This is a genomic window from Streptomyces sp. AC512_CC834, assembly GCF_019049325.1.
Taxonomy (GTDB): Bacteria; Actinomycetota; Actinomycetes; order Streptomycetales; family Streptomycetaceae; genus Streptomyces.
In genome coordinates, this window is the sequence record NZ_JAGMUO010000052.1 from 25,297 (window position 1) to 41,307 (window position 16,011).

The following is a 16,011-nucleotide window of genomic DNA, read 5'->3' on the forward strand; positions in this document are numbered from 1 at the left end:
GACGTCACTCCCGGTTTCCGGAGACCGTCTCGCGCATGGCGCGCAGGGACTCCTTGAGCGAGCCCATGGTGGCCAGGACGGCGGTGGGCTCGTAGCCGCAGTGCGCCATGCAGTTGTCGCAGCGCGGGTCCTTGCCGCGGCCGTACTTGTCCCAGTCGGTCTCCTCGATCAGCTCCCGGTACGTGGGCACGTATCCGTCGCTCATCAGGTAGCAGGGGCGCTGCCAGCCGAAGAGGGAGTAGTTCGGGATCGCCCACGCGGTGCACGGGAAGTCGACCTTGCCCTCGAGGAAGTCGAGGAACAGCGGGGAGTGGTTGAGCCGCCAGCGGGCCCGGTTGCCGCCCGAGAACGCCTTCTTGAACAGCTCGCGGGTCTGCTCCACGCCCAGGAAGTGCTCCTGGTCGGGCGCCTTCTCGTAGGCGTAGGCGGGCGAGATCATCATCTCGTCGACCTTGAGGTCGTCGTTGAGGTAGTTGAGCACCTCGACGATGGTCTGCGGGGTGTCGGTGTTGAAGAAGGTCGAGTTGGTGGTGACCCGGAAGCCGCGCCGCTTGGCCTCCTTGATGGCTTCCACGGCCTCGTCGAACACGCCCTCCTTCGCCACGGACTCGTCGTGCCGCTCGCGCAGGCCGTCGATGTGGACGGCGAAGGCGAAGTACGGCGAGGGCTTGAACTTGTCCATCTTCTTGCGCATGAGCATGGCGTTGGTGCAGAGGAAGACGTACTTCCGCTTGGCCACCAACTGCCGGACGATCTCGTCGATCTGCGGGTGCATCAGCGGCTCGCCGCCGGCGATGGAGACCATCGGCGCACCCGATTCGAGCACCGCTCCCACGGCCTGTGCGACCGGCATGCGCTGCTTGAGCACTCCGGCGGGGTGCTGGATCTTGCCGCATCCCTCACACGCCAGGTTGCAGGCGAAGAGCGGCTCCAGCTCCACGATGAGCGGGAACTTGTCCCGTCGGCGAATCTTCTGTTCGGCCAGGTATGTAGCGACCTTGATGGACTGGCGCAGCGGCATTGCCATCTGGGCTCACCTCCGGGGGAGCAACAAAGAACGGTGCCATTCGAAAAATGCGGGAAGAACGGATCGAAGAACACGGAAGGCCGATATTCCACCGCGCACGGTGCCGATCCGGACGAGTTCGTGTTCTGGAGCGTCCACGACCACTCGGACGGCCGCAACGGGGCGCGGGCCCGTGCGGACGGCGCTCAGGAGCGTGGCCGCGGACTCCATGTCCACGGCGATCGCGCCGGTCGCGAGCAGGTCGGCGCGTTCGGGGCCGCGGACGACGTGGTCCGAGCCGGTCAGCGGCCCGGTGTGGACGGTGCGCCCGGGGACGGCTCGCGCGAGTTCCTTGACGAGCCGGTCGGTCGCGACGCATGGGACGGTGGAGCGTGGGTCCCGGGTCTCCTCGGCGACGACCAGGTCGCCGGGGTGCATGCCGGGGGCGAGTCCCGCGCAGAAGCCGGTGGCGAGCACGGCGGCGGCCTCGAGTGCCGGGTCGGCCAGGACCCGGGCGACCGAGCGCTCGGCCGCCTTCGGTCCCATGCCGGTGCGCAGGACGGTGACCGGTCCGCCCGCGCCACCGCGGTCGCCGGTGCGCAGGGCGAGGTGCTCGATGCCGAGCGCGCAGGCGATCAGCAGCGGGGACGGGCCGGTCTGCGGATTCATCAGCGGCCCTTCACCTCGGCCACGAAGGGCTCGGTCACGACGGGCTCGGCCGCCACGGGCGCGGCCGCGGCAGGCTCGGTCACCGCGGCGGGCTCGGTCCCCTTCTTGTTCTTGGCGAAGGGCTCTCCGTGGACGTACCGGCCGAGCGCGGTGAGCGGGAAGACCTGACGGTAGAGGTTGTAGTTGATGGAGAAGTCCCACGGGAATCCGGTACCCGTGAAGTAGGGCTCGTCCCAGGAGCCGTCCTCCCGCTGGGTGGCGGCGAGCCACTCGACGCCGCGCGCGACGGCCTTGGACTCCCGCTCCCCCGCCGCCAGCAGGGCCATCAGCGCCCAGCCGGTCTGCGAGGCGGTCGAGGCGCCCCGGCCGCTCCACTCCCGGACGTAGTGGTACGAGCGCAGGTCCTCGCCCCAGCCGCCGTCGTCGTTCTGGACGGACTCCAGCCAGCGCACCGCGCGGCGGATGGCCGGATGCGAGGTGGGCAGTCCGGCGGCGGTCAGGGCGGGGATCACGGACCCGGTGCCGTAGACGTAGTTGACGCCCCAGCGGCCGAACCACGAGCCGTCCGTCTCCTGTGCGTCGAGGAGCCACTGGACGCCGCGCCGGGTGCGGGGGTCGTGGGCGAGGCCCTCGACGGCGAGCATCTCGACGACGTGCGCGGTGACGTCCGCGGACGGCGGATCGATGACCTCCCCGAAGTCGCAGAAGGGCAGCCGGTTGGGGAAGGGGCTGGTGTTGTCGACGTCGAACGCGCCCCAGGCGCCGTTCTTCGACTGCATGCCGAGGTTCCAGCGCACCCCGCGTCCGATGGCCTGCTCCATCCGCTCCGGGTCGTGGTGCTTGACGCGGCGCAGGGCGAGGACCACCTCGGCGGTGTCGTCGATGTCGGGGTAGTTGTCGTTGTGGAACTCGAACGCCCAGCCGCCGGGCGGGAGTCCGGGGCGCTTCACCGACCAGTCGCCGGGGCGGACGATCTGCTCGCCGAGCATCCAGTCCGAGGCCTTCACCAACTGCGGGTGGTCCTCGGGAACGCCCGCGTCGGCCAGTGCGATGGCGGCCAGGCAGGTGTCCCACACCGGGGACTGGCAGGCCTCGATCATCCGGGCGCCGTCCTCGCGCCACACGGCGAAACGGTCCAGCGACTCCAGGCCCGCGCGCATCACGGGGTGTTCGAGGTCGTAGCCGAGCAGGTAGAGCGCGATGACCGAGTACACGGCCGGCGGCTGGATGCCGCCCCAGCAGCCGTCGTTCTCCTGCCGCTCGATGATCCAGCGGCCGGCGCTGTTCATCGCGGCCCGCCGCAGCCGGCGCGGGGCGACCTTGCGGTAGGCGTGCAGCGCCTTGTCGAGGCGCTGGAAGGCGCCGTCCCAGCTCGCCGTAGGAGCCAGGGGCCGCGGCGGGTTGGGGTCGGCCGGGTCGGTGTGCAGTTCGTCCAGCGGGAAGGGCGCGGGGCGCACGGGCCGCTTCGCGGAGACGATGGTGAGCGGCACGATGGTCTGCCGGGCCCAGCAGCCGAAGTCGTAGATGTTGAGCGGGACCCAGGTGGGGAAGTAGATGAGTTCCGGCGGGAGTTCGGGCAGGTCGTCCCACTTCCACCAGCCGAACAGGGCAAGCCAGATCCGGGTGAAGACGCGGGCGGAGGCGATTCCGCCGCGGGACCTGATCCACTCCGAGGCCCGCGCCATGTGCGGTGCGTCGGGCGCGTCGCCGGCCAGGCGGAGCGCGACGTAGGCCTCGATGGTGGTGGACAGTTCGCCGGGGCCGCCGTAGAAGGTGGCCCAGGTGCCGTCCTCGCGCTGCTCGCCGCGGATGAACAGGGCGGCGGCGCGGGTGATCTCCTCGTCCTGGATGCCGAGGAACTGACGCAGGAGCAGGTCCTCGGCGTCCATCGTGACGTTCGTCTCGAGGTCGCCCTTCCACCAGCCCTCGGCGTCCTGCCGGGCGAGCAGGAAGTCGGTGGCGCGCCGGGTGGCGCGTGCGGCGGCTTCGGGTACCCCGGCCGCCGCGGCGGGGATCGTGATGTCGGTGTCGCTGGCCGAGGCTGCCAGGGGCCGCAGGGAGGCCCCGGTGCTTCCGTCGGTCGTCGCTGTCATGGCTTCCCCTTCGTGCAGTGTGCATACGGTGGTGCGTCTGCTGCGGGTCCGCCGTCGGCCGGTGCTCGTGCGTTCACGACACCGGCCGGCGACTACGCGAGGGCTATTCGACCGATAATGATCATCTCTTTCGTACGACGACGAAGTCCGCGAGCGCCGTGAACATCTCCCGCACCCGGCCGGGCATGTCGACGGTGTCGAGGGCTTCGATGGCGATGGTGTGCTGGCGGCGCGCCTCGTCGGCGGTCCACTCCCGCCCGCCCGCTTCCTCGATGAGGGCGGCGCGGGCCGCGAACTCCTCCTCGGAGAAGTTCGCGAAGTCGCTGGTCTTGGCGTCGGCGGCGAGGATCTCGCCGAGCCGCTCGGAGGCGGGCCCGCCGGCCGCGAGGGCGGCGACGACCGGCAGCGACTTCTTTCGCTGCCGCAGGTCGCTCCAGGTCTGTTTGCCGGTGGCCTCCGGGTCGCCCCAGATGCCGAGCAGGTCGTCGACGGCCTGGAAGGCGAGGCCGAGGTGGTAGCCGTACCTCTCCAGGGTGTCGGCGGTGTGCTCGTCGGCGCCGCCGAGCACCGCGCCGACGGAGCTGGCGGAGGCGAGCAGGGCGCCGGTCTTGTTGCCCTCCATCTCCAGGCACTCCTCGACGCTGACGCGGTCGCGGTGCTCGTAGGAGATGTCCTGGGCCTGACCGTCGATCAGGGACCGGCTGGCCCTGGTCAGCCGGCGGGTGGCGCGGCCGGCCTCGACGGTGCCCAGCTCGAGCAGCACCTCGTTGGCCAGGGCGAACAGGGCGTCGCCGACCAGGATGGCCTGGGCGGGGCCGTGCACCTTCCAGACGGTGTCGCGGTGGCGGCGCTGCTCGTCGCCGTCCATCAGGTCGTCGTGCAGGAGGGAGAAGTTGTGCACCAGCTCCACGGCCACCGCGCCGGGCACGCCGACCTCGGGCGCGGCACCGGTGACCTCGGCGGAGAGCACGGCCAGCGCGGGCCTGACGGCCTTGCCGCCGTCACCGTCCGCGGGGTTGCCCTGGGCGTCGATCCAGCCGAAGTGGTAGGCGGCGACGGTGTCCATGGGAGGTGCCAGTCGGTCGACCGCCGCCCGCAGAACCGGCGTGGCCAGGGTCCGGCCGCGCTCCAGAAGCGCGGTCACGTCCACCGTGGTCCGTCGATCGGCCTTCGGGGCCGGGGGCACAGTGGGCACAGTCTCTCCTCCAGTTGCGGTACCGGGAATGCGGGTGTCGGTCCCGCGCGGATCGGCGCTCACGCCGCCTCCTCGAAGAACTCGAAGAAGTCGGGGAGGAGGCCGCGGGACCGGCCGAGGGCGCCGAGCGCCGCGGCGGCCGCCCCGACGCCGCTGCGAACCGCACTCTCCATGGTCGCGGGCCACCCGGTGGCGGTCCACGCTCCGGCCAGGTACAGGCCGGGTGCCTTGGTGCGGGCGCCGGGCCTCAGGCGGCCGACGCCGGGGGCGGGGGCGAACGTCGCCGTGCGCTCCCTGGTCACGAAGAAGTCCTTCACCTCGGCACCCCGGGTGCGGGGCAGCAGCCGCTCCAGTTCGGGCAGGTACCGCTCGCGCAGCGCGGCCACGGGCTCGTCGATCTCGTGCTGCGCGGTCGACTGCGACAGCGCCAGGTACTGACCCTCCTTCAGTCCGGAGGCCTCGGTACGGTCGAACACCCATTGCACGGGCGTGCCGAGAGCCGTGAGGAACGGCGTGGCGAGCACCTTGCGGTCGTAGATCACGTGGATGTTGAGGATCGGCGCGGTGCCGATCCCGAGAAGATTTTCCGGGGCGTCGAGCGCGCCGTCCGGCAGCAGGTCGTGGGCCTCGCGCTGGGGTACGGCGAGGACCACGGTGTCCGCTTCGAGCGTCTCGCCGGGAACCTGAACGCTCCAGCCTCCGTTCTCGTTTACACAGAGGGAGGTGACGCGTGTACGGACCTCGGTACGCACGCCCGCGGAGTCGAGCGCCCTGCGGGCCAGCCGGTCGTGCAGTTCGCCCAGCGGGACGCGGGCCCAGCCGATGTCGGCCGCGCCCGGGTCGGACAGCAGACCGGTCTTGAACACCATCGCGGCGAGTGCCAGTGAGGCGTCGCCCGCGACCGCGTTGAGGGTGGCGACCCCGACCAGGTCCCACAGGGCCTCGATGGCACGCGCCGACTGACCGTGCGCGGTCAGCCAACTGCCGAAGTCCTGGGTGTCCAGGGTCGGATCGGCGAGGTCCAGTCCCTTGAGCGCGAGCGCGGCACGCCCGACCCTGGCGCGCTCGGCGAGCGAGAGATGCGGGTACGTCGCCAGGCTGCGCCCCAGATGCAGGGGCACGGGCAGCGCGTCGCGCCGCAGTCTGCCCAGACGTCTGCCTTCGGGCCGGTCCGGGTCGAGTACGGGCACGTCGAGACGGCTTTGCACCGGAGCGAGCGCCGCTCCGCCGATCCGGTCGAGGAACCAGCGGTAGGCGGTGCAGCAGCGCAGGTACACGTGCTGGCCGTTGTCGACGGTGAGGTCGCCGCGCTGGAAGGAGAAGGCGAGTCCGCCCAGGCGCGGGCGTCCTTCGAGCAGGGTGACCCGGACCCCGGCGTCGGCGAGCGCGAGCGCGGTGGTGACCCCGGCGAGTCCGCCGCCGACCACGACGGCATGCCCGCCGGGACGAAGTGCGGAGACGTCCGCGGGCTGCCCGCCGTCGCGCGTGCCGTTGCCCTGCGTCATGGTGCGCCCTTCCCTGTCCGGTCGCCGCGGTGCTTGAACGGCGTACGGCCGACCGTCTCAGTCAGGGACGCCGACCGCCACCGCAGGGTTGCGCGCCACCGCGCGCCGGTGCTCCCGTGCGGGTCCGGCGTGTCGAGTGTGCCGGGTGTGTCCATCAGGCGCGCCTCCTGACGGTCCGCCGGGTGACGTGCCGGGCGTCGAGACCGGACAGGCCGCGCACGGCGACGTACGCCTTCTCGCGCCCGGGGAGCGAGACCCGGCCGCGCAGCACGGCCTGCGGGTCGCGCTCGATGCGGTCCAGGAGGCGGCGGTAGATGCCGGCCATGGCCGCCACACAGGCGCCGCTGCGCCGGTCCAGCAGGGGCAGCAGCCGGTAGCCCTCGGCGAAAAGGGCACGGGCCCGACGCACTTCGAAGTGCACGAGGCCCGCGAAGTCGGAGCCCTCCGGTGGCGTCGGCCCGTTGAATCCGGCGGAGCAGCCGAACTTGGCGAGGTCGTCGGCGGGCAGGTAGGTGCGCCCGCCCTCGGCGTCCTCCCGGACGTCCCGCAGGATGTTGGTGAGCTGAAGTGCGAGCCCGAGCGTGTCGGCGTACTCGGGCGCGCGCTCGGCGCCGCGCGCCCCCGGTTCGGTGCCGAACACGCCGAGGGAGAGGCGTCCGATGGCGCCCGCCACGCAGCGGCAGTACGTCTTCAGGTCGTCCCAGGTCTCGTAGGTCTCGCCGCGCACGTCCATCTGGACGCCGTCGATCAGTTCATCAAGGCCGTCGAGCGGGATGGGGAACCGCCGGGCCGCGTGGGCGAGGGCGACGGCGACCGGGTCGGTGTCGTCCTCGTCGACCGCGCCGTCGTGGATCCGGGCGAGCACGGCCCGGGTCTCGTCCAGCCGGGCGACCTTGACGTCGTCCGCCAGCACCCCGTCGCCGATGTCGTCGACGCGGCGCGAGAACGCGTACAGCGCCGACATCGCCCGCCGCTTGGGCGTGGGCAGCAGCCGGATGCCGTAGGCGAAGTTACGCGCCTGCTGACCGGTGACGGCCTCGCAGTAGCTGTAGGCGGCGAGCACCGGTGCCGGCATGTTCGCTGACGACTCCACGGCCTCGATCACCCCTCTCCTCGCAGGGCCACGCCCGCCTCGCGCAGCAACTGGATCTTGCCGGGCTTGGGCGGGCCGGGAAGTACGTCGTGATCCGCCGCGGCGATCGCGCGGAGCGCCGCCCTGCCTCCCGCCACGAACCCCGCGAGCAGCAGGCGCAGCCTGCCGTGGACGCTGCCCACCAGGGGAGCGCCTTCACTCAGCAGGTCGCGGGCGCGCCCGGCCTCGTAGGCGATGAGTGCCCGCACCGACGCGTTCGCGGTGGGTGCGGCGAGGTCCGTCTCCTGGACGTGGAAGCGTTTCATGTCCTCGGCGGGCAGATAGATCCGGTCCCGGCCCAGGTCCTCGGCGACGTCCTGGAGGTGCTCGACGATCTGCAGGGCGGTGCAGATGGCGTCGGAGCGGCGGATCCGTTCGGGCGTCGCGGTGCCGGTCACGGCGAGGACGAGGTGGCCGACCGGGTTGGCGGACAGCTCGCAGTAGGCGAGGAGGTCGTCGTAGGTCTCGTACCGCGCGACCAGTTGGTCCTGGCGGTTGGCGGCGATCAGCCCGCGGAAGGGCGCGGGGGACATCGAGCGGCGGCGCACGGTCGGCGCCAGGCGGCGCAGCAGCGGGTGGTGGGGCGGGCCGCCGGAGCCGGTGGACCGGTTGGAGCCGGTGGAGCCGTCGAAGACTCGGCCCAGGTCCTCCTCGAAGGCGTCCAGCATCAGCAGCCGGTCGTCGGCGTGCTCCTCGGGGACGCCGAGGAGGCGGGCGTCGGCGCCGCCGGGAGCGAGGTCGCCGTCGCCGATGTCGTCGACCAGGCGGGCGAAGCCGTACACGGCCATGAGGTCGGTGCGCCAGTCGCGGGGCAGGAAGAAGGGGGCCACGGGGAAGTTCTCGTCGGCGGCCTTGGCGAGGGTGCCGCGCTCCGGATCGACGGCGTGCGCCGTGTCGGTCACCGTCATCGCGGGCTGCCCTGGGCGGGGACGGCGCACGCTTCGCGGAGCTGGGGAGTTTCCGTCGCCATTGCCGTCACATCTCCCGTTCTACACTGCCGACCCAATACGCACTATTTCGGACACGCCGCCTCGCCACCCGCGCGGCAGGCCCGCTCGAGGGTGTCGGGCATTATCGCCCCATGTGCCGCGTTTCAGGACCGGTACAGCTTACGTTGTACAACTCACGGGCGTCCGTCGGGGTGCACAGCGCATCACAACAACACACCGATTGACTTCAAGATTCCTGAGAACGCCAGGAGTTGACGTTTCCTTTGCAAACGCGGGGCCTCGCCGGAACAGTTCCGGCGAGGCCTCGGCGTGTCGGGCTACTTGCCCGTGAACTTCTCGTACTCCTTGAGCACCTCGTCGGTCGGGCCGTCCATGCGCAGCTCGCCGCGCTCCAGCCACAGGACGCGGTTGCAGGTGTCGCGGATGGACTTGTTGTTGTGGCTGACCAGGAAGATGGTGCCGGCTTCCTTCTTCAGCTCCCGGATGCGCTGCTCGGAGCGGGTCTGGAACTTGCGGTCACCGGTGGCCAGCGCCTCGTCGATCATCAGGACGTCGTGGTCCTTGGCGGCGGCGATGGAGAACCGCAGCCGGGCGGCCATGCCGGAGGAGTAGGTGCGCATCGGCAGGGTGATGAAGTCGCCCTTCTCGTTGATGCCCGAGAAGTCGACGATGTCCTGGTAGCGCTCCCTGATCTGCTCGCGGGACATGCCCATGGCCAGGCCGCCGAGGATGACGTTGCGTTCGCCGGTCAGGTCGTTCATCAGGGCCGCGTTCACGCCGAGCAGGGAGGGCTGGCCGTCGGTGTAGACCTTGCCGCGCTCGGCGGGCAGCAGGCCGGCGATGGCCCGCAGCAGCGTCGACTTGCCGGAGCCGTTGGAACCGATCAGGCCGATGGCCTCGCCCCGGTACGCGGTGAAGGAGACGCCCCGCACGGCGTGCACCTTGCGCACGCCCCGCGCCGTGTCGTCGGAGCCTCTCCTGATCATGCGGCTCAGCGCGGACGTCGCGCTGCCCTTGCCGGTCCTGGCGCCGTTGACGCGGTAGACGATGTGCAGTTCGTCCGCGATGACCGTCGGCACCCACTCGCCCTGCTGCTGCTCAGCCACGGCCGTACCTCTCCTCCGCCTTCCAGAAGTACACGAAGCCGCCCACGGCGACGAGTACCGCCCAGCCGAGGGCGACCGCCCACACGTGCGGCGGCAGGTTCTCGGAGCCGTACCCGTCGATCAGCGCGAAGCGCATCAGGTCCATGTAGATCGCGGCCGGGTTCCACTGGAGGACGTCGGCGAGCCACGCCGGCTTGTCCTCCAGCATGATCGGGATGGAGAACATGACGCCCGACGCGTACATCCAGGTCCGCATGATGAACGGCATGAGCTGGGCCAGGTCCGGCGTCTTGGCGCCCATCCGGGCCACGATCAGCGCCAGCCCCATGTTGAAGAGGAACTGCAGGGCGAGCGTCGGCAGGACCAGCAGCCAGGACAGGGTGGGGTAGCTGCCGAAGCCCATGACCACCGCGAACATCACGATCATCGAGGCCAGCAGTTGCTGGAGCTGCTGGAGCGCGAAGGAGACCGGCAGCGAGGCGCGCGGGAAGTGCAGCGCCCGCACCAGGCCGAGGTTGCCGGCGATGGCGCGCACGCCCGCCATCGCCGAGGACTGGGTGAAGGTGAAGACGAACACACCCGTCACCAGGAACGGGATGTACACGTCCTTCGGCATGCCGCGGCCCGCGTTGAGGATCAGGCCGAAGATCAGGAAGTAGACGAGCGCGTTCAGCAGCGGGGTGGCCACCTGCCACAGTTGGCCGAGCTTGGCCTGGCTGTACTGGGCGGTCAGCTTCGCCTGGGAGAAGGCGAGGATGAAGTGCCGCCGCCCCCAGAGCTGACGGACGTACTCCGCGAGGGAAGGTCTGGCACCGCTCACGGTCAGCCCGTGCTTGGCGGCGAGCCGGGCCGGTGTGAGGCCCTCGTCGGGCGACACGGGCTTGGCCATGGCGACCGTGCCGTCGTGCGTTGTCTCACTCACTGGTGGATACTTTCGTCTTCGAAAATGCTCGGCCGCGCGGGCCTGGCATGGACCTGTTGGCCCCGGTCGGGGCCGGAACACTCTCGGGTACGAGCTTGTCAGATCACCGGGGGCCGGCCCAGCCGGGTCAGGCGCCACACCGTACGCCACCTCATGGGCCGGCGAGGACCGCACGGGGTGGCCCAGCCCTCGCGGAAGCCGCCGAACCAGGCCTTGAGGGCAGGTCGCGACGGCCGGCGCAGCAGGGTGAGCGCCATCCAGACGCCGAGGTAGACCGGGACCAGGAGGGCGGGGAGGTTGCGGCGGGCGAGCCAGACGCGGTTGCGGGCGACCATGCGGTGGTAGACCGCGTGCCGGGAGGGCGCGGTCGTGGGGTGGTTCAGCACCATGTCGGACCGGTAGTCGATCATCCAGCCCGCGTCGAGGGCCCGCCAGGCCAGGTCGGTCTCCTCGTGGGCGTAGAAGAACGCGTCCGGCAGGCCGCCGACCTGGGTGAGGACGCGGGTGCGGACGGCGTTGGCGCCGCCGAGGAAGGTGGTGACCCGGGAGGAGCGCATCGGGTCGGCGGCGCGCAGCCGCGGGACGTGCCGGCGCTGGGTCTCGCCGGTGTCCGGGTCGGCGATGCGGAAGCTGATGATGCCCAGCTCGTCGTCGTCGGCGAAGGCCTGCCGGCACAGCTCGGCGGTGTCGGTGCGGGCGAGCAGGCCGTCGTCGTCGAGGAAGAGCAGGATGTCGACGTCGCTGCCGCCCGGGCCGAAGGCCTCGATGCCGACGTTGCGGCCGCCGGGGATGCCCAGGTTCTCGGGCAGCTCGACGGTGCGCACACCGTCCGGTACCTCAGGGACGGGCGAGCCGTTGCCGACCACGACCACCTCGACCGGGTCGCCGTCCTGCTTGGCGACCGAGTCCAGCAGGGCCCGCAGCTCCTCGGGGCGGTTGCCCATCGTGATGACGACGGCGCCGACCTTCACGGCCGCGTTCACTTCAGCCTGCTGGAGGCGAGGATGGACACCAGGTGCAGCAGGGTCTGCAGCAGCGCGATGCCGGCGAGTACGGCGGTGCCGAGGCGGGTGAAGAACAGGTCGCCGCGGCTCGCGTCGACGATCGCGAGGACGAGGATCAGCAGGGACGCCTCGATGCCGAGGATCAGCCGGTGGAACTTGAACGCCCCGGCGGCCCGGCGGGCCAGCGCCATGCCGGAGGAGCGCGGCTCGGAGGCGGCCTCCTGGACCGGCTCCTTCCCGGTCTGGTGCCGGGCGACGCCCACCAGGTCCGTCTCGGCCTTGATCAGGATGGCGCCGAGGGCGGCGAGGGTGCCGAGGAAGGCCCACAGCCAGTCGATCCGGCCGGTGCCGAACACGTCGGCGGCGCGCAGGCCGAGGCCGACCAGGACCGCGGCGTCGGTGAGATAGGCGCCGACCCGGTCCAGGTAGACGCCGGCGAGCGAGTACTGCTTGCGCCAGCGCGCGATCTCGCCGTCGACGCAGTCGAGCAGCAGGTAGAGCTGGACCGCGACGACCCCGAGCACCGCGCCCCAGACGCCCGGCACCAGCAGCGCCGGGGCCGCGAGCACGCCGCAGACGGTCATCAGGTACGTGAGCTGGTTGGGCGTGATCCTGGTGTTCACCAGGTAGCGGTCGATCCGCAGCGAGACCTCACGCATGTAGAGGCGTCCCGCCCAGTGCTCACCGCTGCGCCGGTCCTTGACCCCCGCGGGATGGACGACCGGACGTAGTTCAGCTACCGATGGCCTTGACATAGTCGGCGTACAGGTCCTTGATCTGGTCGGTGGTGAGGGCGAGGTGCTCGAGGATCGTGTAGCGGCCGGGCCGCGTCTGGGGGGCGAACTCCACGGCCCGGAAGAACTCCTCGGGCGTGAAGCCGATCTCCTCCGGCAGTACCGGCAGGCCGTGCCGGCGCAGGACCCCGGCCATGTGGACCGACTCCTCGTGAGCGCCGCGCAGGTACATCGCGAAGGCCGCGCCCAGGCCGCACTGCTCGCCGTGGGCGGCCGCACGCTCGGGGAAGAGCAGGTCGAAGGCGTGGTTGATCTCGTGGCAGGCGCCCGAGGACGGCCGTGAGTCGCCGGAGACCGACATGGCGATGCCGCTGAGCACCAGCGCCTCGGCCAGCACCTGGAGGAACTCGTTGTCGCCGATGCCGCCCGGGTGGCGGAGCACGGCCTCGCCGGCCTGGCGGGCCATCGCGGCGGCCAGGCCGTCGATGCGCTCGCCCTTGACCCGGTTGGCCAGCTCCCAGTCCGCGATCGCGGAGACGTTGGAGACGGCGTCGCCGATGCCGGCGCGCACGAAGCGGGCCGGGGCCGCGCGGATGACGTCCAGGTCGATGACGACGGCGATGGGGTTGGGCACTCCGTAGGAGCCGCGGCCCGCGTCGTTGTCGAGGGTGGCGACCGGCGAGCACAGTCCGTCGTGCGCGAGGTTCGTGGGCACGGCGACCAGCGGGAGGCCGATGCGGGCCGCCGCGAACTTGGCACAGTCGATGATCTTGCCGCCGCCGAGGCCGACGACCGCGTCGTAGTGGCCGCCCTTCATGGCACCGGCCAGCTTGATCGCGTCGTCCAGGGTGCCGCCGCCGACCTCGAACCAGTCGGCGCCGGGCAGGGAAGGAGTGACGCGCTCACGCAGCCGGGCGCCCGAGCCGCCGCTGACGGCGACGGCGAGCTTGCCCGAGTGGGAGATGCGCTCGTCGGCGAGCACACCCCCCAGGTCGTCGAGGGCACCCGCGCGGATGTCCACGACGACCGGCGACGGGATGAGCCTCGTCAGTACTGGCACGCGATCTCCCTGCCCTTGGCGAGGTCGTCGTGGTTGTCGATCTCGACCCACTTGACGTCGCCGATCGGCGCCACGTCGACCTTGAAGCCGCGGTTGACCAGCTCCTGGTAGCCGTCCTCGTAGTAGAGCTGCGGGTCGCGCTCGAAGGTGGTCTTCAGCGCGTCGGCCAGGTCGGCGGCGGCCTCGCCCTCGATGAGGGTGACGCCGATGTACTCGCCGGTCGCCTCGGCGGGGTCCATCAGCTTGGTGATGCGCTGGACGCCCTTGTCGGGGTCGACGACGACCTTCATCTCCTCCTCGGCGAGGCTCTTCACCGTGTCGAGGGCGAGGATGATCTTCTTGCCGTCGCCGCGGGCGGCGAGCAGGGTCTTCTCGACGGAGACCGGGTGCACGGTGTCGCCGTTGGCGAGGATCACGCCGTCCTTGAGGGCGTCACGGCCGCACCACAGGGAGTAGGCGTTGTTCCACTCCTCGGCCTTGTCGTTGTCGATGAGGACGAGCTTGACGCCGTACTTCTGCTCCAGCTCCTCCTTGCGGTCGTACACGGCTTCCTTGCGGTAGCCGACGATGATCCCGACCTCGGTCAGGCCGACCTCGGCGAAGTTGGCCAGCGTCAGGTCCAGCACCGTGATGCCGTCCTCCGCGCCCTCGGGGCCGACCGGGACCAGTGCCTTGGGCAGGGTGTCGGTGTAGGGGCGCAGACGGCGTCCGGCGCCGGCCGCCAGCACGAGGCCGATCATGCGGGTTCTCCTTCGTCGTGTACGGCGGGTGCGCCGACCTTGTGGGCGGCGACCCAGAAGCGGATGCTCTCGACGAGCACCACGAGTGCCACGGCCACGGCGAGGACCGTGAGCGCGACCTTGAACTGTGTGGCGGTGAGCAGCACGGCCAGCACGGTGATCACCAGCGTGCGGCCCTCGTGCCCCCCGGCGGTCCGCACCAGCCACTGCGGCGGCGCGCCCGCGTCGCCGTGGATGCGGTAGACCGTGTCGTAGTGATGGTAGGCGACCGCGGCCACCAGCCCGAAAGCCGCCGGAAGCGCCCCGTTCACGTCGGCTTTCGCCGCCAGTACCAGGACGGTGCCGTACTCGGCGGCCCGGAAGAAGGGCGGGACCAGCCAGTCGAGGGCGCCCTTGAGGGGGCGGGCGACGGCGAGGGCGGAGGTCAGGACGTAGACGATCGCGGCGAGGAGCGGCCAGGGGCCGCCGAAGTCGGTGAGCGCGCATGTCGCGACGACGGCCACGCCGCCGAGGAGGGCGACGCCGGGGGCGGTGAAGCCGGGCAGCCGGCCGGCGCTGCGCGCGAGCCCCTTGGCGGCGGCCTCTGCGAGCGGACCGGAGTCGGCGAGGTCGGCCAGCGCGTCCGCCGCCCGGTCGGTCCGGGTGGCCTCGCGGGTCAGCGAGCGCAGGACGCGGCCGGCGGTGGTGTACGTCGCGGCGAAGGCGCAGCCGATCAGCAGCACGTAGAAGGTGATCCGGGGCGTGGTGAGCGCGGTCAGGACGGCGATCATGGCCCAGCGTTCACCGATCGGCAGCACGATCATGCGGCGCGCCCAGACCGTCCAGCCGACGCTGTCGAGCCTGCCGGAAAGGGCGGCGGTGGGGCCGGTGTTGGCGGCGGCGGCCGTGCTGTCGGCGTCCGCCTCGTTGAAGGAGAAGTCGACGACGTGCCGACAGGACTGGAGGATTATCGCGCCGAGCGCCAGCGTCCATACGTCGTCGCCGCCGCGGGCGGCTCCGAGGGCGAGGCCCGCGTAGTAGGCGTACTCCTTGGCCCGGTCGAAGGTGGCGTCCAGCCAGGCGCCGAGCGTGGAGTACCGCAGGGAGTAGCGGGCGAGCTGCCCGTCGGTGCAGTCGAGGACGAAGGAGGCGATCAGCAGGACACCGGCGGCGACGAACCCGGCACGGGTGCCGGTGGCGGCGCAGCCCGCCGCCACGAGCGCGGTGATCAGCGAGGCGGTGGTGACCTGGTTGGGGGTCAGGCCCCGGCGCGCGCACCAACGGGCGATGTAGCGGGAGTAGGGGCTGATGAAGTGGGTGGTGACGAAGCCGTCGCGGGCCTTGACCGCCGACTTCAGACGTACGGCCTCGTCGTCGACGGCGGCGACGGCCTGCCGTGCCTCGTTGCGGGCCTGCGGGTCGGCGGGGACGGCGGCGACGAGGCTGCCGAGTTCGGGACGGTGCACGTCCGCGCCGTCGGCGCCGAGGGTGGCGGTGATCCGGTCGGCGAGGCTGTCCACGTCGCCCACGCGGTCCCCCACGCGCGGCTTCGATCGCGCCGGGGCACCTCCACGCGCGGGGGCACCTCCGCGTGCGGTGCCGCCGACGGCGGAGTTCTCGCGGGCCATCGCGCGGGTCATCGCCCGGCGGGCGTCCGGCTGGGCGGTCACGGCGCCCGGGATCGCGGAGAGCGCGAAGCGGGGGTCGGTGAGACCGAGGCGCAGGGCGTGCGGGTGGCCCACGAAGCGGGCGTCGACGACGGCGACCCGCTCCCCGCCGGGGACCCGGGCCAGCAGGGACTCGGCGTCGGCCGCACCGGCGGCAAGGTGCACGTCGAAGCCCAGGGACCGCAGTTCGCTCTCGATCGACGAACCGGGGACCGGCTGTCCGGTGAGGATGGCGGTCGGCAACCGAAC

At 71.6% G+C, this 16,011-nt stretch carries 15 protein-coding genes; all 15 read right to left on the reverse strand.

All coding sequences use genetic code 11. The features are described 5' to 3' along the window. Positions 1–4: 4 nt before the first annotated feature. Entirely contained in the window at positions 5–1,027 is a 1,023-nt protein-coding gene (gene hpnH, locus KUM40_RS19755; RefSeq protein WP_217167329.1) for an adenosyl-hopene transferase HpnH, read from the reverse strand. Positions 1,028–1,033: 6 nt separating this feature from the next. Then, complete coding sequence (locus KUM40_RS19760; protein ID WP_217167330.1) at positions 1,034–1,675, reverse strand: 1-hydroxy-2-methyl-2-butenyl 4-diphosphate reductase; 642 nt, start codon at positions 1,673–1,675, stop codon at positions 1,034–1,036. Beyond that, positions 1,675–3,768, reverse strand: a complete 2,094-nt coding sequence (gene shc / locus KUM40_RS19765) for a squalene--hopene cyclase (protein ID WP_254395353.1) — start codon at positions 3,766–3,768, stop codon at positions 1,675–1,677. The genes KUM40_RS19760 and shc overlap by 1 nt, the downstream gene beginning before the upstream one ends. A 121-nt stretch (positions 3,769–3,889) precedes the next feature. Next, on the reverse strand, positions 3,890–4,954 hold the full coding sequence (locus tag KUM40_RS19770) for a polyprenyl synthetase family protein (RefSeq protein ID WP_217167383.1): 1,065 nt from the start codon (positions 4,952–4,954) through the stop codon (positions 3,890–3,892). Positions 4,955–5,022: 68 nt separating this feature from the next. After that, positions 5,023–6,468, reverse strand: coding sequence for a hydroxysqualene dehydroxylase HpnE (gene hpnE / locus KUM40_RS19775; RefSeq protein WP_217167331.1), 1,446 nt, complete (start codon positions 6,466–6,468; stop codon positions 5,023–5,025). After that, positions 6,465–6,623 (reverse strand): DUF6380 family protein, encoded by a 159-nt coding sequence (locus KUM40_RS41460; protein WP_254395354.1) that lies wholly within the window; start codon positions 6,621–6,623, stop codon positions 6,465–6,467. Before KUM40_RS41460 ends, hpnE begins: the two co-directional genes overlap by 4 nt. Next, the gene (gene hpnD / locus KUM40_RS19780) at positions 6,623–7,573 is read right to left on the reverse strand and encodes a presqualene diphosphate synthase HpnD (protein ID WP_374227398.1); all 951 of its coding nucleotides are present in this window, start codon (positions 7,571–7,573) and stop codon (positions 6,623–6,625) included. The genes KUM40_RS41460 and hpnD overlap by 1 nt, the downstream gene beginning before the upstream one ends. Next, the gene (gene hpnC, locus KUM40_RS19785; RefSeq protein WP_217167332.1) at positions 7,570–8,508 is read right to left on the reverse strand and encodes a squalene synthase HpnC; all 939 of its coding nucleotides are present in this window, start codon (positions 8,506–8,508) and stop codon (positions 7,570–7,572) included. Before hpnC ends, hpnD begins: the two co-directional genes overlap by 4 nt. A gap of 359 nt (positions 8,509–8,867) precedes the next feature. Beyond that, a complete protein-coding gene (locus KUM40_RS19790) occupies positions 8,868–9,656 on the reverse strand; it encodes an ABC transporter ATP-binding protein (RefSeq protein WP_217167333.1) in 789 nt (262 codons plus the stop codon). Beyond that, positions 9,649–10,578: an ABC transporter permease gene (locus tag KUM40_RS19795; protein WP_217167334.1), complete on the reverse strand. Its 930-nt coding sequence runs from the start codon at positions 10,576–10,578 to the stop codon at positions 9,649–9,651. The genes KUM40_RS19790 and KUM40_RS19795 overlap by 8 nt, the downstream gene beginning before the upstream one ends. 98 nt (positions 10,579–10,676) lie before the next feature. After that, a complete protein-coding gene (locus tag KUM40_RS19800) occupies positions 10,677–11,549 on the reverse strand; it encodes a glycosyltransferase family 2 protein (RefSeq protein WP_217167385.1) in 873 nt (290 codons plus the stop codon). An 8-nt stretch (positions 11,550–11,557) separates the two neighbouring features. Continuing rightward, complete coding sequence (locus tag KUM40_RS19805; RefSeq protein WP_217167335.1) at positions 11,558–12,337, reverse strand: CDP-alcohol phosphatidyltransferase family protein; 780 nt, start codon at positions 12,335–12,337, stop codon at positions 11,558–11,560. Then, positions 12,315–13,376 carry an iron-containing alcohol dehydrogenase family protein gene (locus KUM40_RS19810; RefSeq protein ID WP_217167336.1) on the reverse strand — a complete coding sequence of 354 codons (1,062 nt, stop codon included), beginning with the start codon at positions 13,374–13,376 and terminating at the stop codon, positions 12,315–12,317. The genes KUM40_RS19805 and KUM40_RS19810 overlap by 23 nt, the downstream gene beginning before the upstream one ends. Further along, positions 13,364–14,116: a sugar phosphate nucleotidyltransferase gene (locus tag KUM40_RS19815; protein ID WP_217167337.1), complete on the reverse strand. Its 753-nt coding sequence runs from the start codon at positions 14,114–14,116 to the stop codon at positions 13,364–13,366. The genes KUM40_RS19810 and KUM40_RS19815 overlap by 13 nt, the downstream gene beginning before the upstream one ends. Next, positions 14,113–16,005, reverse strand: coding sequence for a DUF5941 domain-containing protein (locus KUM40_RS19820; protein WP_217167338.1), 1,893 nt, complete (start codon positions 16,003–16,005; stop codon positions 14,113–14,115). Before KUM40_RS19820 ends, KUM40_RS19815 begins: the two co-directional genes overlap by 4 nt. Positions 16,006–16,011: the final 6 nt, after the last annotated feature.